22 protein-coding genes and 1 pseudogene are annotated in these 22,272 nt (G+C 37.1%); 8 read left to right on the top strand and 15 right to left on the bottom strand.

Annotated features, from left to right (window positions below; genetic code table 11):
• Positions 1–32 precede the first annotated feature (32 nt).
• From AB1471_RS08950 to AB1471_RS08940, 3 genes are read left to right on the top strand one after another with little or no spacing between them, the layout of a single operon-like run.
• Positions 33–431 (top strand): hypothetical protein, encoded by a 399-nt coding sequence (locus AB1471_RS08950; RefSeq protein ID WP_367779416.1) that lies wholly within the window; start codon positions 33–35, stop codon positions 429–431.
• Positions 428–1,021, top strand: coding sequence for an ATP-binding cassette domain-containing protein (locus AB1471_RS08945; protein WP_367779415.1), 594 nt, complete (start codon positions 428–430; stop codon positions 1,019–1,021). The genes AB1471_RS08950 and AB1471_RS08945 overlap by 4 nt, the downstream gene beginning before the upstream one ends.
• Positions 1,018–1,509, top strand: a complete 492-nt coding sequence (locus tag AB1471_RS08940; protein WP_367779414.1) for a hypothetical protein — start codon at positions 1,018–1,020, stop codon at positions 1,507–1,509. The genes AB1471_RS08945 and AB1471_RS08940 overlap by 4 nt, the downstream gene beginning before the upstream one ends.
• A gap of 310 nt (positions 1,510–1,819) precedes the next feature.
• Here the strand turns inward: AB1471_RS08940 and AB1471_RS08935 are convergent, their stop codons facing one another.
• Positions 1,820–2,083: a hypothetical protein gene (locus AB1471_RS08935; RefSeq protein WP_367779413.1), complete on the bottom strand. Its 264-nt coding sequence runs from the start codon at positions 2,081–2,083 to the stop codon at positions 1,820–1,822.
• A 141-nt stretch (positions 2,084–2,224) separates the two neighbouring features.
• Here AB1471_RS08935 and manA point away from each other — a divergent pair, with 141 nt between their 5' ends.
• Positions 2,225–3,175 (top strand): mannose-6-phosphate isomerase, class I, encoded by a 951-nt coding sequence (manA, locus tag AB1471_RS08930; RefSeq protein ID WP_367779412.1) that lies wholly within the window; start codon positions 2,225–2,227, stop codon positions 3,173–3,175.
• 55 nt (positions 3,176–3,230) lie between these two features.
• Here manA and AB1471_RS08925 read toward each other — a convergent pair.
• The 8 genes and pseudogenes from AB1471_RS08925 to rlmD all read right to left on the bottom strand — a co-directional run bounded on the left by AB1471_RS08925 (position 3,231) and on the right by rlmD (position 12,730).
• Positions 3,231–5,087: pseudogene (locus AB1471_RS08925) on the bottom strand (fructose-specific PTS transporter subunit EIIC).
• Between the two features lie 174 nt (positions 5,088–5,261).
• The gene (locus tag AB1471_RS08920) at positions 5,262–7,151 is read right to left on the bottom strand and encodes a BglG family transcription antiterminator (protein WP_367779411.1); all 1,890 of its coding nucleotides are present in this window, start codon (positions 7,149–7,151) and stop codon (positions 5,262–5,264) included.
• Between the two features lie 207 nt (positions 7,152–7,358).
• Positions 7,359–7,562 carry a hypothetical protein gene (locus AB1471_RS08915; protein ID WP_367779410.1) on the bottom strand — a complete coding sequence of 68 codons (204 nt, stop codon included), beginning with the start codon at positions 7,560–7,562 and terminating at the stop codon, positions 7,359–7,361.
• 35 nt (positions 7,563–7,597) lie between these two features.
• Positions 7,598–8,335 carry a Bax inhibitor-1/YccA family protein gene (locus AB1471_RS08910; protein ID WP_437342352.1) on the bottom strand — a complete coding sequence of 246 codons (738 nt, stop codon included), beginning with the start codon at positions 8,333–8,335 and terminating at the stop codon, positions 7,598–7,600.
• A gap of 109 nt (positions 8,336–8,444) precedes the next feature.
• Positions 8,445–8,654 carry a hypothetical protein gene (locus AB1471_RS08905; protein WP_367779408.1) on the bottom strand — a complete coding sequence of 70 codons (210 nt, stop codon included), beginning with the start codon at positions 8,652–8,654 and terminating at the stop codon, positions 8,445–8,447.
• Positions 8,655–9,001: 347 nt separating this feature from the next.
• Positions 9,002–9,766 carry a CAP domain-containing protein gene (locus tag AB1471_RS08900; RefSeq protein WP_367779407.1) on the bottom strand — a complete coding sequence of 255 codons (765 nt, stop codon included), beginning with the start codon at positions 9,764–9,766 and terminating at the stop codon, positions 9,002–9,004.
• Positions 9,767–10,463: 697 nt separating this feature from the next.
• Positions 10,464–11,003 (bottom strand): DUF3967 domain-containing protein, encoded by a 540-nt coding sequence (locus tag AB1471_RS08895; protein WP_367779406.1) that lies wholly within the window; start codon positions 11,001–11,003, stop codon positions 10,464–10,466.
• A 338-nt stretch (positions 11,004–11,341) separates the two neighbouring features.
• A complete protein-coding gene (gene rlmD, locus AB1471_RS08890; protein ID WP_367779405.1) occupies positions 11,342–12,730 on the bottom strand; it encodes a 23S rRNA (uracil(1939)-C(5))-methyltransferase RlmD in 1,389 nt (462 codons plus the stop codon).
• Between the two features lie 229 nt (positions 12,731–12,959).
• Here rlmD and AB1471_RS08885 point away from each other — a divergent pair, with 229 nt between their 5' ends.
• A complete protein-coding gene (locus AB1471_RS08885) occupies positions 12,960–13,400 on the top strand; it encodes an NUDIX hydrolase (protein WP_367779404.1) in 441 nt (146 codons plus the stop codon).
• Between the two features lie 251 nt (positions 13,401–13,651).
• Here the strand turns inward: AB1471_RS08885 and AB1471_RS08880 are convergent, their stop codons facing one another.
• From AB1471_RS08880 to AB1471_RS08855, 6 genes are all read right to left on the bottom strand, one after another.
• Positions 13,652–14,587 (bottom strand): diacylglycerol kinase, encoded by a 936-nt coding sequence (locus AB1471_RS08880; protein ID WP_367779403.1) that lies wholly within the window; start codon positions 14,585–14,587, stop codon positions 13,652–13,654.
• Positions 14,588–14,768: 181 nt separating this feature from the next.
• Positions 14,769–15,323 carry a thioredoxin family protein gene (locus AB1471_RS08875; RefSeq protein ID WP_367779402.1) on the bottom strand — a complete coding sequence of 185 codons (555 nt, stop codon included), beginning with the start codon at positions 15,321–15,323 and terminating at the stop codon, positions 14,769–14,771.
• Positions 15,324–15,544: 221 nt separating this feature from the next.
• Positions 15,545–16,978 (bottom strand): Asp-tRNA(Asn)/Glu-tRNA(Gln) amidotransferase subunit GatB, encoded by a 1,434-nt coding sequence (gatB, locus tag AB1471_RS08870; RefSeq protein WP_367779401.1) that lies wholly within the window; start codon positions 16,976–16,978, stop codon positions 15,545–15,547.
• Between the two features lie 14 nt (positions 16,979–16,992).
• Positions 16,993–18,447 (bottom strand): Asp-tRNA(Asn)/Glu-tRNA(Gln) amidotransferase subunit GatA, encoded by a 1,455-nt coding sequence (gatA, locus tag AB1471_RS08865; RefSeq protein ID WP_367779400.1) that lies wholly within the window; start codon positions 18,445–18,447, stop codon positions 16,993–16,995.
• Positions 18,448–18,459: 12 nt separating this feature from the next.
• Complete coding sequence (gatC, locus tag AB1471_RS08860; protein ID WP_367779399.1) at positions 18,460–18,750, bottom strand: Asp-tRNA(Asn)/Glu-tRNA(Gln) amidotransferase subunit GatC; 291 nt, start codon at positions 18,748–18,750, stop codon at positions 18,460–18,462.
• Positions 18,751–18,995: 245 nt separating this feature from the next.
• Positions 18,996–19,439 (bottom strand): YueI family protein, encoded by a 444-nt coding sequence (locus AB1471_RS08855; RefSeq protein ID WP_367779398.1) that lies wholly within the window; start codon positions 19,437–19,439, stop codon positions 18,996–18,998.
• 437 nt (positions 19,440–19,876) lie between these two features.
• On the opposite strand from AB1471_RS08855, the gene AB1471_RS08850 reads away from it, so the two are divergent.
• The 3 genes from AB1471_RS08850 to AB1471_RS08840 all read left to right on the top strand — a co-directional run bounded on the left by AB1471_RS08850 (position 19,877) and on the right by AB1471_RS08840 (position 21,969).
• Positions 19,877–20,632: a hypothetical protein gene (locus AB1471_RS08850; protein WP_367779397.1), complete on the top strand. Its 756-nt coding sequence runs from the start codon at positions 19,877–19,879 to the stop codon at positions 20,630–20,632.
• On the top strand, positions 20,629–21,180 hold the full coding sequence (locus tag AB1471_RS08845; RefSeq protein WP_367779396.1) for a hypothetical protein: 552 nt from the start codon (positions 20,629–20,631) through the stop codon (positions 21,178–21,180). Before AB1471_RS08850 ends, AB1471_RS08845 begins: the two co-directional genes overlap by 4 nt.
• Before the next feature lie 180 nt (positions 21,181–21,360).
• Positions 21,361–21,969: a hypothetical protein gene (locus AB1471_RS08840; RefSeq protein ID WP_367779395.1), complete on the top strand. Its 609-nt coding sequence runs from the start codon at positions 21,361–21,363 to the stop codon at positions 21,967–21,969.
• Positions 21,970–22,272: the final 303 nt, after the last annotated feature.

Here is a 22,272-nt window from a genome sequence, read left to right as displayed (position 1 = left end):
TAAGTGATAAAACAATACCGGAAAATTCCTCCTTGGAAGAATTTAATGAACATGGAAGTTTATTGCATGACGCAAGTGGAATATTTATTAATAACTTTATTGCGGTTATTCCGTATGTTATACCTATATTGGGAGCAGGGAAATTTTTACTTGACATATATATCACTACTTTCTCCGTAAAGGTTTTTCTGACAAACAACGAAGCAGTAGACCTTATTCAGCTCTTTTTACCACATTTTTTTGTGGAATTTTATGCTATGACAATATGGGTTTATTTATCTTGGTTGCTATTCCGCACATTTATTATTAAAAATAAAAATAATGAAAATAAAGACAAACACAAACATATATTTGTTTTGATTATCCTATCATTAATTTTATTATTGGTGTCTGCAATTATTGAAACTGCTGAAAGGGGATTATTTCTTTGATTGAACTAAGCAACGTTGATTTCTTTTACAAAGAAGGAAGTTATGTTTTTAAGAACTTCAGTTTATCCTTAACACATAAGAAGAAGTATTTGTTGCAGGGGAAAAACGGGACAGGGAAAACTACATTACTGAAAATTCTTTTGGGAATTTTGAAAACCAAAAATGGCAAAGTCACATTAGAATATGATAAAAGAAAAACCCTTTTTATTCCGTCAACGCCGTTTTACGAACCATACTTAAATCTCGGGGATTTTATAGAGTTTTATCTAAAAAAAATGATTAAAATACCAGATGATAAAATCAATATTGATAAGATTTTATCTACTTTATCTTTGCAGGATCATAAAAATACGCTTTGTAAAAATCTATCAAAAGGAACCATTCAAAAAATCATCATCTCCCCATTGTTTACAGATTACGATTGGGACTGTTTGTTTATGGATGAGCCATTTGAGCATTTAGATATGGATACTTGTTCTATTTTAAGAGAGAAAATTTTAAAATCCGATTCTCTTGTTATGTTGATTAATCATAAAGAGTACATATTAGAAGAGAATCTTAATGTGAGATTCGAGAGAATCTCACTATGAAAAAGATCACTTTAATAAATCTTTTGTCATTACTAGCCATTAACATCTTAATCTTGGTAGAAGTTAAAGACTTATTTGATCTAGAAGCTACATTTCAAAACTTAATCATCACAGTTTTCGCGTTCTTTTTTTCCATGCTGATTTTGATTATGTTTGTTAATATTTTATTTAATTTTATACTTAGACATTTAACTTCTTTTGATCTTGACTATGAACAAAATCAAGAGAAAGTTCTTAACAGTATTTTTATTGTTAATCAAATCCTGTTTTTAGCCTTATACCTACTTCTCTTATTTGATGAAACGCTTATATATACACTTCAAAATCTGAAATATATTACACCGTTAGTTTTTGCTATTCTATTTTCGGTGATTATGAAGTTGAAGTTAAAAGATTTTGTTTTATTTAATGTAGGTGTTTTTGGTGTCCAAGCTTTCTTATTAGTAATTCAGAAATTATTCATTATAGCCTATAACAACTATATATAGGATACTGCGAAATTAGGAAAAACTTACCTTACTGGTACTGTCTCTATTGGATAGAAGGTTTTCTATACTATCGATATTATTTTAAAAAAAAGGGGGATAAAAAGGGGGTGAATCGTACAGAAACTCGTATAGAATTCAATGTGTAGAAAATTTACACGATCCTATGTTAATAATATGCTATCAAATTTTCTTCTGATCGAACCTTTTGATGGGACATTCCATGAATAGCTTTTAAAACCTGTTCATCGGTAATGTCTTTATCATCGATTAACATAGGGTTAATATCCTCCTTGAACGTTTAGAACGATAATCATTCATCCTCATGAGACATATACGTTGCAGTGTTAGAACGGTTGTTATTACTCGCAATATCTTCTGCACTCGGTACTGATTCTTTATTGAAATGATGATCTAAGTAAACAAACGTTCCAAATCCAAAACCGACAAAAACAACGAATCCTCCTATAATTTTATATACTGTTTTAACTTTCATCTCTCCTTTTCGAAATAACCTATAAGTATCCGGGTCAACCGTCATATAAACATCCATATCATGTAAGGGTGGAAGAACCAAAGGGTAGCCTCTTTAACTAATAGATTCAGTTTATCGTCCATCATTAGGGTTTTATCTGATCCATTACGGTTTTACATTTGACTTCATGTCATTTTTCCAAAATAATAAAGGAGGAACTTTTCTTATTTAGGAGTGATAATGTTGAATAGAGCACCTATATTTTTACAACCTATTTTCCAAGAACGCATTTGGGGAGGTACACAATTAAGAGACCGCTTTGGTTATGAGATTCCTTCTGATCACACAGGGGAATGCTGGGCCATTTCCGCTCATCCGAACGGTCCTAGTACTGTAATAGAAGGCGAATATAAAGGAAAAACACTTGCAGAGTTATGGAAGAATCACAAAGAATTATTTGGACATTCATCCGGGGAAGTTTTTCCGTTATTAACAAAAATTTTAGATGCTAGTAATGATTTATCCGTACAAGTTCATCCAGATGATACTTATGCGAAAGAACACGAGAATGGAGAACTTGGAAAAACCGAATGTTGGTACGTGATTGATTGCGCAGAAGGGGCTGAAATCATCTTTGGTCATAATGCCCAAACAAAAGAAGAATTCATTTCTGCGATAAACAATCATGAGTGGAATACGCTCTTAAAAAGAGTGAAAGTAAAGCCTGGTGACTTCTTTTACGTCCCAAGTGGCACGATCCATGCCCTTTGCTCGGGTGTGCTTATCTTAGAAACACAACAAAGTTCAGATACGACCTATCGCGTGTATGATTATGATCGAGTTGGCAATGATGGTCAAAAACGCGAGCTTCACTTAGAAAAATCAATTGATGTAACGACCATCCCACATCAAGATTCGCCAACTTTACCAACAAAGGAAGATATCAATGGTGGCACCGTTACCACATATGTAGAAGCAACCTACTTCTCCGTTTATAAGTGGGATATCAATGGTAATGCGGTGTTCCAACAAGATCAACCATACATGCTAGTAAGCGTGATTGAAGGTGAAGGAACGATTACCACACAACAAGGGACATTCGATCTACACAAAGGAGATCATTTCATTTTACCTAATGATTTAGGAGAACTCGAAATCACTGGTAATATTCAATTGATTGTATCTCATCCATAAAAAGAGGGTGATAAGCGCCTGTCATTTGACAAGCGCCTATCACCCTTCAACTATATTATTCGACTGTTTTTAATATTTCTAGTACTTGTTCTTTCGTAGTAGCTTCCAATAATCCCTCTCGGAACTCGTCATGGATTAACTTTCTAGAAAGAAGTTGTAAAATTTTCAAATGATCGTCTCCCGCACTTGATGTTGGAACCGCTATTAAAAAGATTAAATGAACAGGTTCATCGTCTAAACTCTGCCAATCAACTCCAGCACGATGTTTTGCAAAAGCTACCGTTGCTTTTGTCACACCTTCTGATTTTCCATGAGGAACAGCAACCCCGAAGCCGATTCCTGTCGTGCTAATCGCTTCTCTATCAAAGACAGCTTTTTCATATAAATTTTTATCTAGTAAACCATTGTTGTTATCGATTAACTCAACCATTTCACTGACGATTTGTTCCTTTGTATCTCCCGTTGTTTCTAGTAAAATTAAGTCTTCCGTTACTAAATCAATCAATTTCATTTTCTACACCTCAACGTTTTTCTTTAGTAAGTTAACCATTATTGCGGTTACAAGAACACCAACTGCAATGGCAATCAAGAACCATCCCCAATTGCTCACCGCACCTAATGCGGCTACTACTGGTCCTCCATGCGGTACACTGTTACCTACATGACCTAGCATAGCAATCACTGCACCTACCATTGAACCAGCCATAATACTTGGAATAACACGTAGGGGATCTTTAGCGGCAAATGGAATAGCTCCCTCAGTAATTCCTACAAACCCCATTGTGAAAGCTGCTTTCCCTGCATCAATCTCTTCTTTTTCGTATTTCTTTTTATTGATCATCGTTGCAAGACCCATTCCAATCGGAGGAATACAGATAGCAACCGCAATCGCACCCATAATTTCAGTGTTCCCTGCTTGAATCATACTACTACCAAACAGAAACGCTACTTTATTTACAGGGCCACCCATATCAAATGAAATCATTGCGCCTAGAATTAATGCTAATAACACCGTACTAGAACCAGACATACTATCTAAGAAAGAAGTTAAACCTGTCATGATCGATGCAAACGGTGCACCAATGACCCAAATGAATAAAGAAGCGACAATAAGAGTTGAAACAATTGGTATAATGAGAACCGGCATGATCGGTTGAATCATAGTTGGTACTTTCCATTTTTTAATCCAAAGAACAACATAACCTGCTAAAAATCCAGCAACAATTCCACCAAGAAACCCTGCACCTGCTTCACTATTATAAAAGCTTCCATTTGCTGCAATGTAACCACCGATCATACCAGGAGCAAGACCAGGACGATCTGCAATACTATAAGCAATAAATCCAGCTAAAATTGGCACCATAAATAAGAATCCAGCGCTACCTACATCAAGAATCTTTTCCCAAATAGACCCTTCAACAACCGCTAACCCATCTCCAGTTGGATCTCCGCCAAAAGCTAATGCAATGGCGATTAATAAACCACCAAGGACAACAAATGGAATCATATAAGAGACACCATTCATTAAATGTTTATAAATCGGATTTTGAGCTGATTTACGTTCTTTTTTTTCTACTTTTACAGCATCATTTGATGTTCCATAAACTTCAACATTTCCAGTCTTAAACTGTTCAATTAACGATTTCGAATTTTTAAGTGCTTCCTTTGTCGTCGTTTCAATTAATTTCTTTCCTGCAAATCGGCTCATATCGATCCCTTTGTCGGCAGCGATAATGACACCATCAGCTTTTTGAATATCTTCTTCTGTTAATCCATTTTCGATCCCCACAGACCCTTGAGTTTCTACTTTTATCTCAAAGCCAAACTCCTCGGCTGTCTTTTGTAACTTCTCTGCAGCCATATACGTATGAGCGATTCCAACAGGACAAGAAGTAACAGCTACTAACTTCATAATTGACACCATCCTCTTTCTTAATGATTTACTGTTTTCTATATATCTAGAATACAATAACAAGAAAGAAGATAAATTCGTTTTATTACCGTATTAAACGGCAAAAATCGATAGCGTTTTCAAAATAACATAGCAATCAAGTGATGAGTCAGCTTAACTCCAAAAACATTCGCATCACAAAAGGTCCAAGAGTTCCTTTGCACTATCTACGTTCCTCATGTGTTGAAGAAGCTTTTTGTCTTCACAAATTGACAGCAACTCTCGAAACAGCTCACGTCTTTCTATTTCATCTCCCTTTAAAGCAAGTAAAAATAAAATACTTACCTTTTTATCATTCCAAAGTATAGGATTTGAAAGATGAATAATTGAAATGACAGAGGATAACACCTCTTTATCACTTCCATGAGGAATCATCGTACCATTTTCAAAGGTGGTGGCGGATAGCTTTTCTCGTTGGATAACAGTCTCGACATATTCTTTAGTAACGAATTTTTTCTTTTCTAACTCGCTACAGGCAAATTTTATCGCTTCAATTGGACTAGAGAATGATTGGTGTGGAAAAATCGTCTTAGATGAAAGTACTCGTTTGATCACAGGGTACTTCACTTTCTGATCATGGAAAGTGTCCATAAAATTAATTAGTTTTTGTTCCTCGTCTTTGTCTAAAACTGGTGAAAGAACAATGTAAGGAATCGACAGGTTATCTGGTTCTTTTGTACAAATAACATAATCAGGATTTTCTTCTTCTATCACTTTTCTTAAGTGTGAAAATGAAGTCGTTTTTACAATTTGTAGCGAATGAAATTTACGTTCCAATTTGGCTTGCAATAACATGCTTGTTCCCATCCCTCTAGCGCATGCTAATACAACTCGTTTATTTTTGCCGTCTGTTTTCCTTAGCCTTTCATAAGACGATTCGAAATAAAGAGTCAGGTAAGCCACTTCACTATCTGTGAAAATCTTTAAATACTCAGGGGCTTCTTCCTCTAACAAAGAATAGATTTGATCATATGTGTAATAGTATTCTTTCTTAACCTTTTCTTTCATCGGGTTATAAGAAAAAACAGATTGATCTCCTTGCGTCAACGTTGTCTCAATATGCGAACAGAGAGGATTGATTAACTGTGTGTCTTGATCATAAGGAATAAGACAACGGTCTGAAAGTCTTTTAACAAGCCACTTAGTAAAATGATAAGCATCTACGGAAATGCTCTTATCATCTTTAGACATTTTTAATTTCCTGGACCGAGTTAATAGAGAGTATAAGTATTTTCTTTCTTCATGATCTAAAGAACACGTAAATGTCCGTTCGATTTGATCAAAGAATCGTGTCGTTGATAAAGTCATACTAGATTGTTCATATAACAACGAGCATAATCTTTTTCTTTGCTTTATTCGCTTAATAGAATAAAGAACGATTAAAGTGAATTGAACTTGAGCTTCGTCTGTTAGCTGTGCATTTTCTTCCCTCAGTAACTGCAAAAGATAATGAGATACAAGTTCATAATCCTTTTGAGAAATAAAAACAAAGATGGATTGTAACCCACCGGAATGCCAAATATCCATTAGGAAATGTACGTAAGCAGCACGAATATCCGCTTCCTTCCCTACTATGGATATTCCTTCTTTCTGACGAATGACTACTTCTAAATAATATTTGGTTAACTCCTGCTGAAGAGAACCAATGTCTTTTTTTATACTTTCTGCATTCCTAAATAATCTTTCAGAAAGATCCTTAATTGATTGCTTTTTAGTTTCATTAAACAAGATATTCATTAAATCCGTTCTGCTTTTTTCTCGATCTACAATAAGGTGACGGTGTTTTTCTAAATATCTTTTCGTCGCTTGTATATTCTGAACAGAGCCCTCTATCCAAATCCCTTGATTCGGTTTACGAATAACCTGACAGCTTGAGTACTCAGACATCCAATCATCTAATTGTTTAAAGTAGTTTCGGATTGTTTTCTCAGAGCAGTCAAGTTCTTCTGAAAGTTCAAGTGTGGAAAATTTTTTATGAGGCTCATTTAAACATATGGTTAGTAGTTTATACTGTTTTTCATCCATCTCGCTCTCTCCTATTTACCTAATCAAACCTTAATTATTAACATATCTACACTTTAACATAAGTTTCATACATCTAATCCACATGGTGCCTAAAACTAAAAAAGGAGTACCTTCCTTAGTCGACAAGAGCTAACTCTTAGACTAGAGAAAGTCTCCCCTATTCTCAGGAAATCCTTTTAGCGTGCAAGGTTCATTTGATGTTGTATATTATTTAAACAACTTTTTAATTAGCTTAAAAATATCAAACGTTGTTTTCTGATACACTTTGTTGTGGGCATACTTTTTAGGATTTCTAACCCATCCGTACCCTCTTGGCATCTTCAAACCAGCTCGATGAACGACTTGTCGCTTTATACTCGTTCTAGCCGAAACTCTCTTTTTCAAGCTTGGCTTCCGCATTCCAAACTTCATCCATACATCTCCTTCTGCTATCTTTTAACTTAAAATTATTTTCTACTTCGTATTTTTGCTAACAAACGAAGGATTTCAATGTATAACCAAATGAGGGTCACCATTAACCCAAATCCCGCATACCACTCAAAATATTTCGGCACGTTTTGTTTGGCTCCCGTGTCAATGTAATCAAAATCCAACACCAAATTTAGCGCAGCAATGATAACAATCACTACACTAATTAAAATACCGATGGGCGTTGCCTCATGAAGATGAGGGACTGTAAAACCAAAAAAACGACCAATAAATGAGATTAAATAAACGACAAAGATTGCACCAGTTGCGGCGAAGATCCCGAGTCTGAATTTTTGTGTGACCTTGATCCATCCTGATTTATAGGCAAGCAATAAGCTAAACAGTGTACCAAAGGTAAGTAAGATGGCTTGGATAACAATCCCCTCAAACTCGGTGTTATAGTAGGCTGAAATAGCCCCAATAAAACACCCTTGTAGCAACGCATAAATAGGAGCGGTGATAGGTGAAATTTTCGGAATAAAAATGGTAACTAATCCGACAACAAACCCACCAATAGCGCCTCCGATCATTAATAGAGAAGCACCGCTTGGATTAGCGGAAAAAGTGTTCCATGAATAGATGCTCGTTATCATCAAAAATAATAAAAGCAGCAAGGTTTTATTCACTGTACCTTGAATCGTCATACCGTTTTCTAACCCTTGTCCACGAAAACGGTCAAAGGTGGTGTTTTTTAATGTTGGATTTCCAGTTCTGATGTTCATCATCTCCCTTTATTAAAATTTAACTACGAGGTTAAAATGAACCTTAGCCCTTCAAAGGCTATGTCATTTAATTAAAATTGTCTCATCTAATCGCTTATTCCCCTCATTTTTGTATTACCTTTTCTAAAAGAATACGTTCTATAAATCCACCACGCTCTTCTTTTTTTTGAGCTTTTAACGCTAATATTTTATCCATGTCAAAATTGTATGCGTGTACTATCCCATCAATAACTTCCAGTATATCAGCTAACTCTTCTTCGTTAGGCGTAGCTTTAAATTCTTCTAATTCCTCTATTAATTTATGCAATAACATAGGCTTAACTTCTTCTTCCGTAGCTACGTAAGTAATTGGCTCTTGTTCTGTCTAACAATTTGCGGTATGTTATCTCTTACTAGTTTGTTATATACTTTTTCAACTGTCATTATATACGCCCCTATTCTTAAAAGGTTTCCAAAACTTATTATGTAATTACTTTCTGTTTCTGTTTACAGTTGGTTATAACCTTTTGATGGTTACACAAGCAACGTATTATTTCTATTTTCTAATCTAATCATATCTTCTTGTAAAGGTAAAAGGTATCCAAAAGATGTAAGTTGATGAACATACTTAGCGCACCAAAAAAAGCTAGTCGCATTTGCGACTAGCTTCTATTGTTTAAATTACTTTTCAATGAACATTTGTGTCCAGTAGTTTCCTTCTTTAATATGGCCGACACCAATATGAGTGTACGATGAACTCATGATGTTTTTACGGTGTCCTTCACTGTTCATCCATGCTTGAACAACTTCTTCTGGTGAACCTTGTCCCATAGCAATGTTTTCTCCAGCGCTTTTGTAACTTACTCCGTATTCTTTCATCATATCAAATGGGGAACCGTGAGTTGGACTATTATGATCGAAATATTGATTTTGTTGCATATCTTTTGATTTGTCTTTTGCCACTTTGCTTAATTCAACATCTAGTTGAAGTGGTGCTAAACCTTCTTTACTTCTTTCAGCATTCGTCAAGTCAACTACTTGTTGTTCAAAGCTTGATACGTCTGATGCATCTTCTTGTTCATTTGATTTGTTAGGTGTTGCTTCTTGTTCCTTTGATGGTTGAGCGACATCTTGTGATTCAGGCTTTTCTACTTGTGGTTTTTCAACTGGTTGCTCTTGTTTTTGAGGTGTTGCTTGAGCTTTGTTTTCTTTTATAGTAGAAAGATCGATGTTCCCTTTTTTAAATTGAGCTAAAATTTCCTCACTATTAAGTTTAGATCCTTGTAAAGATAGATTATTCTCATCAAGACATTTAATCATCCATTCTATGTCTTGCTGCTTTTGAATCTCTTTTTTAGAATCTGGAGTTGCTCCTTGAGTTGTTGTTGGAGCGACTAGAAGTGCAATCGCCACAGCTCCTGAAATAATAAGTGATTTACCTTTCATGTTAACTCCTCCTCGTTAGTTGTTGTCTCTTCGACACACTCATCCTATCATTCTTTTTTTGTCATAAACGTGGTTAAAAATGGATAAAGTGCAACCTTCGTTTCTATCACAGTAAGATTGTTAGATTTAGACAAAATTAAATGGCAAACCCATTGACTTCAATGGGTTTACCATTATTTTTCCTATATAGGATAATACATGATTATTTAGTAGTTTTATTAGTCTTTTCATATTATTACTGCTATTTTAGTGTTGACAAGTTTTTAGACAGCAAAACCTTTTACAAATATGACAGCAGTATGACGAATTATTCCATATTTAGTTAATTAACAGGTGCATTTTCGACATTTACTAAATTGGTATTTAATAGCTAATAACTAAGTCTCGGCGATCTCTTCCAAATTCTTATTGATTTCGTCATTAATCCCTATGATATGTCTTGCATCATCCATATTATCTTGAAACAACTACATAATTAACGATTAGTTTAACGAAGTGGCCTTGATTAAGGTTCAGTCGTTCGTTGAAATATGAAAAGTAATCATTATCTTAACGAACACCGAGATCAGGTAGTGGTTTATAAGCTTAGAAATAATAAAATAAAAACCGTAGGAATGTACCCACGGCTTAGAGGTCCTCTTAATATATAGCTTGCTTTTTAATGAAAAATTTCCGTTCCTCTACTTCTAAACAGTCATTATCGTCTGTTAAACATTCGCGACCAAATACTACCTTTCTTTTCTTCACTAGCTGAAGCAATCTCTTTTCGTGCTTCCGTTGATTCTTTTAGTGATTGCATAAGGTTTTGATCGCGTTCTTTCATTCTCGTATCAATGTAATCTTGTTGCTTTTTAATCGCCTCAAGTAATGACTGATTAAATTCCATTTGTTCAGCCATGTACTTATTAGCTTCAGTTATGCCTTTTTGTAGCTGTATCAGGGTTTCACTTACGGTAACAGTCACACCTTTTTCACCATCATCTACAGTCATATTCATAGGAACGTTCATCATTCTGAGTGTATCTTCAACGTCATGCAACTGTTTTCCATCGTCATATAGTTCACGTATCTTGTTAATGATCGAAAGCGAATCATGAGCAATTAAATAACTTTTACCACGTTTTCTTATATTTAAATGGTGTCCGTGGTTACGTATGTATCTCCGAATCGTAGCATCAGGGATCTTGGTTTCCTTTTCAGCTTCCAAAACATTATACCACTTGTTCTTTTCGTTCATTGATCACGCATCCTTTCACCATATATTCTTATAGCAAGTATTCTACATGTATCAATAGAATCCCTTGTTCACGGTCACATTTATTTGTATAGACGTTTCACAGTTACAATTATTGATGTAGGAGGTTACAGGTTAGATTTGATGTCATAGGAGTTAATGGATATAAAAAAGAAGCCTGACTTTTAATGTCAGACTTCATGATGACTAATCTTTGTGCGGGAGTAAGGAGTACTCTTTCGACACAACTAGAGATTTAAAGATCATAGGTAAAGTTCTACTCCATCATAGAACATAATAATAAGTTCCTAAATTTTAATTTTTGAGAGGCATTAATCCCATCAATCATTTTTTAAAACGATCTGCGCCACACACTCCACGTGACTCGTCTGCGGAAACATATCCACTGGCTGAACTTCAACCGTTTCATACCCACCTTCTTCAAGCACACGCAAGTCACGTGCCAACGTTCCAGGGTTGCATGATACATATACTACTCGCTTTGGTTTCATGGCTAGAATTGTAGCCAACAGGGCTTCGTCACAGCCTTTTCGTGGTGGGTCGACGACGATGACGTCTGCTTTTTTGCCTTCTTTGTGCCATTTAGGGATGACGACTTCTGCTGGTCCCGCTTCGAATTCAGCGTTATCGATGCCATTTAATTCGGCATTTTGCTTCGCGTCTTCTATTGCTTGCTCTACAATTTCAACGCCATATACTTTCTTGGCTTTTTGGGCGAGGAAAAGTGAGATGGTGCCGATGCCACAATAGGCGTCTACGACTGATTCTTCTCCTGTTAGTTGTGTATATTCCAGCGCTTTTTTATAAAGGACTTCTGTTTGCACTGGGTTCACTTGATAAAAGCTTCTTGCGGAAATAGCGAAGCGAATGTCGCCGATTGAATCATAAATGACATCTCTTCCCCACAAAGTCGTAGTCTTCTCACCCATAATCACATTTGTTTTCTGTTTATTAACATTGTGAATGATGGATGTTAAGCCTTTAATGTTTTCTTTAAGAACGTCGATTAACTCCATCATATGTGGTACGTCATTCGTTCGAGTAACAAGGATAACCATCACTTCGCCTGTTGTACGTCCGTAGCGAATAACGACATGACGCAACACACCTTTATGGTGAGTTTCATCATATGGCTGAATGCCAAGTTCATTCGCTTTTTGTTTAACAAGTGACATGACTTCATCACTTACTTTTTCTTGAATGATGCAATGATTCACATCGACGATTTCATGGCTTCTTTTCGCATAAAAGCCAGCGATTACGCTGCCGTTACTCATGCCTAGTGGAACTTGACTTTTGTTACGGTAACGCCAAGGTTCTTCCATGCCCATCGTTGGGTGAACAGGTACATGAGGCAACTTACCGATTCGGGCCATCACATCTTGTACTTGTTTTTGTTTTGCTGCAAGCTGTCCATCGTAGCTTAGATGCTGTAGTTGGCAACCGCCGCAGCGATCGTAGACTGGACAAGGTGGTTCTACGCGATTTGGGCTTTTTTCATGCCATTCCATCAAACGGCCGAACCCATAATTCTTGGAGGTTTTTATTACTTTTACATTTATTTTTTCACCCGGCAATGCGTTTGGAATAAACAATGGATAGCCATCTACTTTTCCGACACCATGCCCTTCATGTGTTAAATCTTCTATGGTTAGTTGTATCAGATCGTTCTTCTTAACAGGGAGTGCTCCCCCGTGCTTTTTAGCCATTTTTATCTTCCTTTACGTTAAAATCACGTCCATAATATCGGTGTTCATTGTAGCATACTATGATCGTTTCTGCGATTTGAAAGCGTAGAGTATACGTTTAATGGAAACGGGGAAACCTAATTCACTCAATATAATTCTTAAAAAAAGGTTGATTAATCCAATAGAACTATGTAAACTAAAGAAACTATTCTCTTAATTCTAAATATTCTAACGGAAGGAGGACCAACGGATGGGACATGCACCAATCGTTAAAAGAAAAGTGCTGGCGTACATCACACGCGAGCACAACGACCAAAAGGAGTTGCTTGTTTTTAAACATTGCGAGCACCCTGAAGCCGGACTCCAAGTACCAGGTGGAACCGTCGAAGACTCTGAGCTTCTTATTGACGCTCTTTATAGAGAAGTGGAAGAGGAGAGCGGATTAAAGCGAGAGGAACTTCACCTTCAAGGAAAGCTTCACAAACACATGTACTACTCAGAGGATCGAGCGAAATATTATGAGCGGAACTTCTTTCATTTAGAAGTAACAGCTGATACAGCTGATGAATGGGAACACATTGTTGATGGAGATGGGGAAGATGGTGGACTCCATTTTAAGTTTCAATGGGCACCAATTGACGAGGCGACTCATTTAGCTGCGAATCAAGATAATGCGGTAGATTGGTTATAGTATTGTGCGAAAGCTAGCTTTGTTGCTAGCTTTTTTGTGTGGTTTGTTATCGAAGTTTGATACGTAGTTATCGAAGTTTGTGAATACGGTATCGAAGTTTATGTCGTGGTTATCGAAGCTTGCAAGGATGATATCGAAGTCTACACCGCCAATATCCGCGGATTGTATCCTAAGACCTACGCCCCGCTTCAAAAAAACCCCACAAAAAAAGATTACTCACTAACCTAGGAGCAATCTTTTTATTCGACAAACTAATTTCCAACGAACTTTTCTTCCTCTACCCGATCCTGCTCACGAAGCTGGTCCAGTGGTGCAAAAAACCTTAAATGGCGATACAAGTTTTGAAATTCTGCTGGCAGTACGCCGCCATATTCTCCGTCTAAATTAAGCAGAACCTTCTCTTTCGCTGTCACTTTAATATGGTTCGCTTTCACATATACAAGCTGCGGATCATTCAGATGATCTCCTCGTAATACGAGCGAAATAATTCGGATGGTCTCTGCCAAGTTCGTCTTTTTCAAAAACATTAACGTAAATAATCCATCGTTCATGGACGCGTCTGGAGCAAGCTTTTCAAAGCCACCAACAGAATTCGTTAAGCCAACTAAAAAGAGCATGACTTCTCCTTCAAATACCTTGCCATCATACTCAATACGAACGTCAGATGGCTTAAAAGAAGGCAACATTTCAATTCCTTTTAAATAATAAGCAAGCTGACCAAGCATCGTCTTCAACCTACTTGGCACCTCATACGTTAATTCAGTGATACGACCGCCGCCTGCAATATTGATAAAGTACTTGTCGTTCATTCGGCCAAGGTCAACCGGGATGGTATCGCCTTGTAAAATGATATCCAGTGCTTTGTCGATGTCACGTGGGATATGGAGGGCGCGGGCAAAATCATTGGTTGTTCCCGTCGGAATTAAGCCCATTTTCGGACGATACGACTTTTCAGCCATGCCATTTACTACTTCGCTCAGTGTTCCATCTCCACCCGCTGCAATGACTAAATCATAGCCCCGTTCGACTGCAATCGCAGCAGCATTGGTTGCGTCCCCTTCACACGTTGTAGCGTGACATGACGCTTCATATCCAGCTTGTTCAAGTTTCATTAAAACATCTGGTAAACGACGCTTAAACAGCTCTCGACCAGATGTAGGATTATAAATAATTCTCGCTCTTTTCACTGTCAATCATCCTACTCTTTATAAGTTACAATCTTTTCAGTATGCTCTCTTTTAGTGGGCTGATCCCACCTTGAGGAGTTATGATCTGGATTTTTCATAAAAAATAATAAGCCGATTCTCGACTTATCATTAGCATACCTTTTATTAACGTTTATTTCTACTTATATAACGAAATTTCTGGCTAAGATTGGAGCGTTTTCTTCAAATCTTCATAAACAAATAGCCAAAAATCTTCTCTTTCTTTGTAGGCATCAGTGAGTTTTTTAATTAGTAATTGCTGTTCTTCTTTAAATGTAGGATCTTCTTTTGCTGGAAGATTTGTGAATGCATCTCCCACAAATGCTTGAACTTTTTCTGCGCGCGGACCCCATTTGCCAACTTCTTCTCCCAAGTCGTTTACAAAAACAAAGATTGGAATGGAGCGTGCTGTTCCGTTTGTTAAATATTGATCCATTAATTCAAGGTTTGAATCTCTTTGGATAAAACGGACTTTTATATTTGATTTTTCAGCCAGCTTTATAAGCACCGGATTATTCATCATGGCATCGGCACACCAGTCTTCTGTAATTGCGATCGCTTTCAAATTACGCTTTGAAAGCTCGTCAAAAAATGCTTGATCCTCTGGTAAATTAAATTTGTTTAATACGGATGCCATATTTTCTTTATTGGTCGACATTTGATCTATGTATTGCTCCGTTGTTAAACCTTTTTCAAACCACTCGTTTAGGGTTGTCATGTGATCACCTCATATTGTATTTTATTTAAGAATGCCATAGGTTTAGATTAATTCCTACTAATTTGATTGGCGTGTAAGCTAGAATTAGATTTCGATCAGAATTCCGCGCATGTTTCCATCACTTTCCCATGTTTATTATCCACAATAGGAATCATTGTCACCTATAGCACACCAGTGACCAAAAACAGCAAAAACCGCCGAAAAGGCGGTTTTTTTGCTCATTATCTTTTCCGAATCTCTTCATTCAAAATCTTATTCACCATCGGCGGGTTCGCTTGACCTTTCGATGCTTTCATAATCTGCCCAACAAGGAAACCAATTGCGCGATCTTTCCCGTTTTTAAAGTCTTCAATTGATTGTGGATTCGCATCTAGAACGTCCGAAACGAATTTCAGTAATTCGCCTTCGTCCGAGATTTGAATGAGGCCTTTTTCTTTTACGATCTTTTGCGGATCGCCGCCTTTTTCAATCAACTCTTTGAATACTTTTTTGGCAATTTTAGATGAGATTGTACCGTCTTTGATTAGCTTGATCATACCTGCCAATCCTTGTGGCGTCAAAGCTACATCTTTCAGTTCCTTTTGTGCTGCATTTAAATAAGCTGAAACTTCACCCATCAACCAGTTAGATGCTTGCTTCGCATCAGCACCTTGCTCAAGTGTTGACTCAAAGAAATCAGACATTTCTTTAGTCAGTGTTAAGACCATTGCGTCGTAACTTGGTAGTCCAAGTTCTTCAACATAACGCTTTTTACGCACATCTGGAAGTTCAGGAATCGAAGCACGAACGCTTTCTTTCCAGTCTTCATCAATGAACATGGATACAAGATCGGGCTCTGGGAAGTAACGGTAATCGTCTGAGCCTTCTTTTACACGCATAAGCAACGTTTTGCCCGTTGATTCGTCAAAACGACGTGATTCTTGTTGGATTTCTCCTCCAGATAAAAGTACTTGTTCTTGACGAATTTGTTCGTGCTCAAGTCCTTTTTTCACGTAGTTAAATGAGTTCAAGTTCTTAAGCTCTGCCTTTGTACCGAATTGTTCTTGACCAACTGGTCGCAATGAAATGTTGGCGTCACAACGAAGTGAGCCTTCTTCCATTTTACAATCGGAGACACCTGTGTATTGGATAATCGATTTGATTTTTTCCAAATAGGCATAGGCTTCCGCTGGAGTACGAAGGTCTGGTTCTGACACAATTTCAATAAGTGGTGTTCCTTGACGGTTATAGTCGACAAGAGAATAGCCCTTATCTGTGTGTGTTAATTTACCTGCATCCTCTTCTAAATGGAGACGTGTAATCCCGATTTTTTTCTTGTAGCCATCCACTTCAATTTCAATCCAACCGTGCTCACCGATTGGCTGATCAAATTGGGATATTTGGTAGGCTTTTGGATTATCCGGGTAAAAATAGTTTTTGCGATCAAATTTCGTATGATCGGCAATTTCACAGTTTAGTGCCAGTGCTGCTTTCATTCCCCATTCCACTGCACGCTTGTTGATTACAGGTAGAACGCCAGGATATCCTAGGTCAATAACATTCGTGTTTGTGTTCGGCTCCGCACCAAAGTGAGCAGGTGCAGGAGAGAACATTTTCGAATCTGTTTTAAGTTCTACGTGGACTTCAAGCCCAATGATCGTTTCAAAGTTCGTCATGTTTGTTCTCCCTCCTACAGTCCTGGTCCTTGTTTATGGTGATCTGTCGCTTGCTCAAAAGCATGAGCAACACGGTAAACGGTACTTTCATCAAAATGTTTTCCGATAATTTGTAAGCCTAGTGGTAAACCATTTGAGAATCCAGCTGGTACGGAGATTCCAGGTACGCCTGCTAAGTTTACTGGGATGGTCAAAATGTCATTTGCATACATCGTCAGTGGATCATCGATTTTTTCACCAATTTTAAATGCAGGTGTTGGTGTTGTCGGTCCAACTACAACGTCATATTGTTCGAAAATATCATCGAAATCTTTTTTGATTAGCGTACGTACTTGTTGTGCTTTTTTGTAATACGCATCGTAATAACCAGAGCTAAGTGCATACGTACCAAGCATGATACGACGTTTTACTTCATCGCCAAAGCCTTCAGCACGTGTTTTTTTATAAAGATCAACAAGATTTTCTGTATTTTCAGCACGATAGCCATAACGAATACCGTCAAAGCGTGCCAGGTTCGCTGATGCTTCAGATGAAGAAAGCAAGTAATACGTTGCTACACCGTATTTCGAGTGAGGAAGTGATACTTCATCAACCGTTGCGCCAAGTCCTTCAAGAACCTTCAAAGCTTCACGGACCGATTGGCGTACTTCTTCACTTACACCCTCGCCTAGGTATTCTTTCGGCACAGCAATTTTTAATCCTTTAATGTCACCTGTAAGTGCAGCTTTATAATCAGGCACAGAAACGTTTGCTGACGTCGAATCGTTTGGATCTAGTCCAGCAATCGCTTGTAATAAATAAGCATTATCTTCAACGTTTCGTGTGATTGGACCAATTTGATCAAGTGATGATGCAAATGCGATCAAGCCGAAACGAGAAACACGACCGTAAGTTGGTTTTAATCCAACGACTCCACAAAAAGATGCTGGTTGACGGATTGAACCACCTGTATCTGATCCAAGTGAAAACAAAACTTCTCCCGCTGCTACAGATGCTGCAGAAGCACCTGATGATCCACCTGGAACCGTTTCTAGATTCCATGGATTTTTTGTTTTCGCGAAATGAGAATTTTCATTTGAAGATCCCATTGCAAATTCATCCATGTTTAACTTACCGATTGTAATTGCGTCAGCCGCTTGTAGCTTGTTCACGACGGTTGCATCATAGATCGGATCGAAGTTGCCAAGAATTTTACTCGCTGCAGTTGTGCGTAAGTTTTTTGTGACAATGTTATCTTTTACACCAATCGGCATACCAAACAAAAGACCATTATCGCTTGATGAAACCTTAGATTGTAGCTTTTCAGCTTGAGCTAATGCACGTTCTTCATCTAGTGTTAAGAACGCTTGAACTTTGTCATCCACTTCAGCAATACGCTTGTAAGATTGTCTAACAAGGTCTGTAACAGTGATTTCTTTTTTATGTAGAAGCGCTTGAAGATCTGCTAGCTTATGATCAAATAAAGACATCGCTGTCCCTCCTTATTCTAAAATTGTTGGCACTTTAACTTGGCCATCTTGATGGTCTGGAGCATTTTTTAATACATCTTCACGAGGAAGTCCCTCGATTGATTTGTCTTCACGCATAATATTTTTCATATCTAGTACATGAGTTGTTGGTTCAACGTTCGTTGTATCTAGTTCATTAAGCTGCTCTGCAAAGGTGATGATGGCACCTAATTGATCAGCAAATTTTTCTGCTTCTTGCTCTGTAATGGATAGCCGAGCCAAATGTGCTACGTGCTTTACTTCATCTGTTGTAATTTTCGTCATTGTGTCAGTCACCTCCGCTTATGTTCGAACACTCACAATACTGTTTATCATACCAAAAAGGCGCTTTATAAGGCAAATAGAAGTCGAGATGTTCGCTATTTTTAGGGCTAACAAAGGATAGAGCTGTGGAAACCTTTCAATCATGCAAAGATTCGATAGTATGAATGGAACAGAATCTCGCCCTTTTTCAATAGAAGAAAAAAATTTGGCTACCGATAATTTCTCGGCAGCCACAGTTGTTTTTATTATTTATTTTCCCCAAATAACTTACTGAAAAAAGATCCCTTTGATTTATTCTTATCGTCCTTTGAAGTTCTTTTTTGAATGTCAATTTCTTCTCTCTCAACGGCTGCACCATGGGCTGCTACTAAACCGTACGGCGAGTTATGCTCTTTGTTTGTAACAACTGTATAAGAAGCATTTGTGTTTGACGCAAGCTGAATGTATTTTGATAAAAATCGATAAGCCATGTTGCCATTTAGATATAAATGAATATCCGGGTAAGCCTTAATTGCTTGCTCCACCTCAGGATATAACTCATCTTCACGTAATTGATTTTGTAACAGTACGAGTTCAATACGCTCTCGAATGGTACCGAGGTACATTCTTCGTTCATCAGGCAACGTATCTTTCGCTCCATAAATACCCTCTTGCAAATAGTCATCGACGTTCTTTTTTCCTTCAGCCATCTTGTCACCTCTTCAATCAAATAATAATTATTATTATAAATAACATTTAGATCAATGTCGAAAATAATGCAGTTTATTGCACTAAGTATATTCCTAAACCGATAAAAGTATAGGTAGTGTTGTAAAAGCAATACTATACGTGAACGTGAACTAAATAGACCATTGGTTAAAAAGGTCCAATTTTACAATTGGCTAGAGCCTAAATGATGATTGATTGACCGGAATGGACGCTCCCATGAGTAACCAATACATGGCTGATGTTCACTAAAAACGCCTTGCCGGTGTCCGTGTGGATGCAGCAGGGCGTTTCTTGTTAATAAAATCATCAGAAAAAAACAACATTTTACAAAAGAATATGAAACTGCTATTCTTCTGCGTTCAACGTCAAATTAATAAAGTTTTGACAAGAACACAACACAGCAGGAGGAACTAACAGCATGGAACTTTTAGCATCAACACTAGCAATTATAGGGTTAGGATTACTAATCTTTGTATTTATTGATTGGAGGAAAAGAAAAGCAGAAGGGACGAAAGTATCAAAGGCTACGCTTAAAAAATTGGTCATCGGTTCCGTTTTGCTTGTAGCGGGTTCGGTCATGATGCCGACAGAAGATACAGAAGTCTCTACAAAGGTCGTAGACGATTCAGAAGGTATTGAGTCCAAAGAAGAAGAAAAAGACGACACAGAGCAAAATAAAGACGTTCCGGGCTATCCGGTGGTTGAACATGAAGTTCTGCCAAATGGATTTCATAACTACTGGATCATTCCAAACGATATTTTTTCAATCGACGAAGAGGGAATGCAATTAATTTCTGAAAAACTCGTAAATGAAGGATCGAAAAATAAAACATTTATATTCTTTATCGATGATGAAAGGCAATATGATGCGGGTGGCTACTCAATGGGGCGAACCGTTTACGAAGATGGAAAATTTGAATACGATTACGGAGCGGCTGGCACAAGTCAGGTCGCAATGAATAAAGACACCTATCCGACAGAAGAACAATTTGAAATGTTTTTCTATTGGTGGGAGTTGGCTTACCATGAGGATTACGATGATCTAGACGATGACGAGCGAACAGAATTAGTTGCTGAAAAGTTTAACGTATCCTTTGAAGTGGCTAAAGAAGCATTTGAAACAGGACAAAATAGAACAAAAGAGTGGCTAACGAAGGAGGATCTACCATCATGAAAAAGATGACGATATTGTTTACAGCATTAATTTTATTACTCGCTGCATGTGGAGTAAAAGAAACAGTCACATCCACAGAGGCCACAGAAGACGCAACAGAGGGAAATGAGTCCAAAGAAGAAGAGGAAAGAGAACCGAAATCACCGCAAGAAATTTATGATTCATTGATTGCTATTGAAAATTTTTTAAGAGAAGACTATGAGGCAATTGAAGCGGGTAAAGAACCCGAACATAATATGTTTGGTCTTGACATTGATTTTTTTGAAATGATGTTTATACACGGTAATATGGAACAATTGACCGAATTTGATTACGAGGGTTATAAAGAAAACAGCCCGTATATAACTGGACCATTAGCATCTGCCGCACTACATTTGAACAAAATTGCTATTCACTATTTTCATAAAATAGATGTAGATGAAATTGATCCTAATCATATTGATATAGATGAGTTTGAGCGGGAATTAGAAGAATACGAGAAAGATTTTTTTGATGAGTTAGAATTAGCACAACAAGAGATTGAAAAATACTTGGATTTTCTTGAATAGATTGACAGCCAACCGGCTACATATTTAAGGTGTAGTCGGTTTTATTATGTAAAATAATAAAAATTTCACCCGCATTTCACGTTCTGTTGTTTTTACTCCTTTTATTAAAGCGCTTACATTCTTATCTAGCAACATGATAGTATTGTAAATTGATACAAATAAGTATAGGAGGTTTTTTGAATGAAGATGATTAGTAAGGTGTTTTTGTTTGCTGTTCTCGTATTTGGTTTTTATCTACCAGTGGATGCTTCAGCTAGTACAGGTGAAATGGATGAGCAATTAGAAAAAGATGGATCTCCATTTATGAACCAACAAAATACTCCTTTTGCTGACTGGTGGCTGACTATGTATGAGTATGAAATGAGTGAAGGTGTCTTTGAGATGGAAGCTCCTATGGGATTAGGAAAACTGATAGTAGAAGTAGATGAATTAGTACCTAATATGTTTCAGTTTAACGTTGAATACCAAACGACTTCTATAAATCAATTTGCCCATGTAGCGGATATGAATTTTACATCAACCATTTTTAATCATGGTGATGGAATCGAAATTCTTAGCCTTAACCAAAGATCGTTTACTATGCATGATGGTTTTCATTTCCTTTCTGGATCAGAACGGTACAGAGTGGAAGAGGCACCACCTATTTATTTAAATCAAATGGCATATGATTTAAGTTATATTGATTTACAAGGAAATATGAGAATGGCTACTCTAATTATGTCACCTTATGCAAATAATGATGGAGATGCTGGTTGGAAGGCGTATTATCAAGTATCTATGCCCTACTAGTCTACGGAGCAGCAAGATCAATTCTATCTCAATCAAAAATGTAGCATATTGGGTATGAAAGTTTAAAGCACAATGATCTTGTAGACAAAATGGTTGAAATGATGATGGATCCAAATAACAAGAGCATGAACATAAACGTGAATGCAGTAAATAGAGAAGTAACTAAAAGAGAAAATGTTGTGAAACTTGAACAATTCTGTGATTATAGAGTTCATGGGGCTATAAGTTTCAATGCAGTTAGTTTGATCAATTATCAATTTTATTCTCACAAATTTAAAGCGCAATAAGTCGTGTAGGATCATT

This window comes from Jeotgalibacillus marinus (genome assembly GCF_040801915.1).
Taxonomy (GTDB): Bacteria; Bacillota; Bacilli; order Bacillales; family Jeotgalibacillaceae; genus Jeotgalibacillus; species Jeotgalibacillus marinus.
This window is presented reverse-complemented; position numbering and strand designations above follow the sequence as displayed.

What these genes read in the sequence shown, in the direction of transcription:
- rlmD (WP_367779405.1), bottom strand. Translation starts at nt 12,730, where the DNA reads ATGGCTAAAAAGCACGGGGGAGCACTCCCTGTTAAGAAGAACGATCTG.
- AB1471_RS08845 (WP_367779396.1), top strand. Translation starts at nt 20,629, where the DNA reads ATGAAAAAGATGACGATATTGTTTACAGCATTAATTTTATTACTCGCT.
- AB1471_RS08850 (WP_367779397.1), top strand. Translation starts at nt 19,877, where the DNA reads ATGGAACTTTTAGCATCAACACTAGCAATTATAGGGTTAGGATTACTA.
- AB1471_RS08900 (WP_367779407.1), bottom strand. Translation starts at nt 9,766, where the DNA reads ATGAAAGGTAAATCACTTATTATTTCAGGAGCTGTGGCGATTGCACTT.
- AB1471_RS08940 (WP_367779414.1), top strand. Translation starts at nt 1,018, where the DNA reads ATGAAAAAGATCACTTTAATAAATCTTTTGTCATTACTAGCCATTAAC.
- AB1471_RS08875 (WP_367779402.1), bottom strand. Translation starts at nt 15,323, where the DNA reads ATGACAACCCTAAACGAGTGGTTTGAAAAAGGTTTAACAACGGAGCAA.
- gatB (WP_367779401.1), bottom strand. Translation starts at nt 16,978, where the DNA reads ATGACGAACTTTGAAACGATCATTGGGCTTGAAGTCCACGTAGAACTT.
- AB1471_RS08855 (WP_367779398.1), bottom strand. Translation starts at nt 19,439, where the DNA reads ATGGCTGAAGGAAAAAAGAACGTCGATGACTATTTGCAAGAGGGTATT.
- gatA (WP_367779400.1), bottom strand. Translation starts at nt 18,447, where the DNA reads ATGTCTTTATTTGATCATAAGCTAGCAGATCTTCAAGCGCTTCTACAT.
- AB1471_RS08915 (WP_367779410.1), bottom strand. Translation starts at nt 7,562, where the DNA reads ATGAAGTTTGGAATGCGGAAGCCAAGCTTGAAAAAGAGAGTTTCGGCT.
- AB1471_RS08895 (WP_367779406.1), bottom strand. Translation starts at nt 11,003, where the DNA reads ATGAACGAAAAGAACAAGTGGTATAATGTTTTGGAAGCTGAAAAGGAA.
- AB1471_RS08885 (WP_367779404.1), top strand. Translation starts at nt 12,960, where the DNA reads ATGGGACATGCACCAATCGTTAAAAGAAAAGTGCTGGCGTACATCACA.
- gatC (WP_367779399.1), bottom strand. Translation starts at nt 18,750, where the DNA reads ATGACGAAAATTACAACAGATGAAGTAAAGCACGTAGCACATTTGGCT.
- AB1471_RS08920 (WP_367779411.1), bottom strand. Translation starts at nt 7,151, where the DNA reads ATGGATGAAAAACAGTATAAACTACTAACCATATGTTTAAATGAGCCT.
- AB1471_RS08840 (WP_367779395.1), top strand. Translation starts at nt 21,361, where the DNA reads ATGAAGATGATTAGTAAGGTGTTTTTGTTTGCTGTTCTCGTATTTGGT.
- AB1471_RS08905 (WP_367779408.1), bottom strand. Translation starts at nt 8,654, where the DNA reads ATGTTATTGCATAAATTAATAGAGGAATTAGAAGAATTTAAAGCTACG.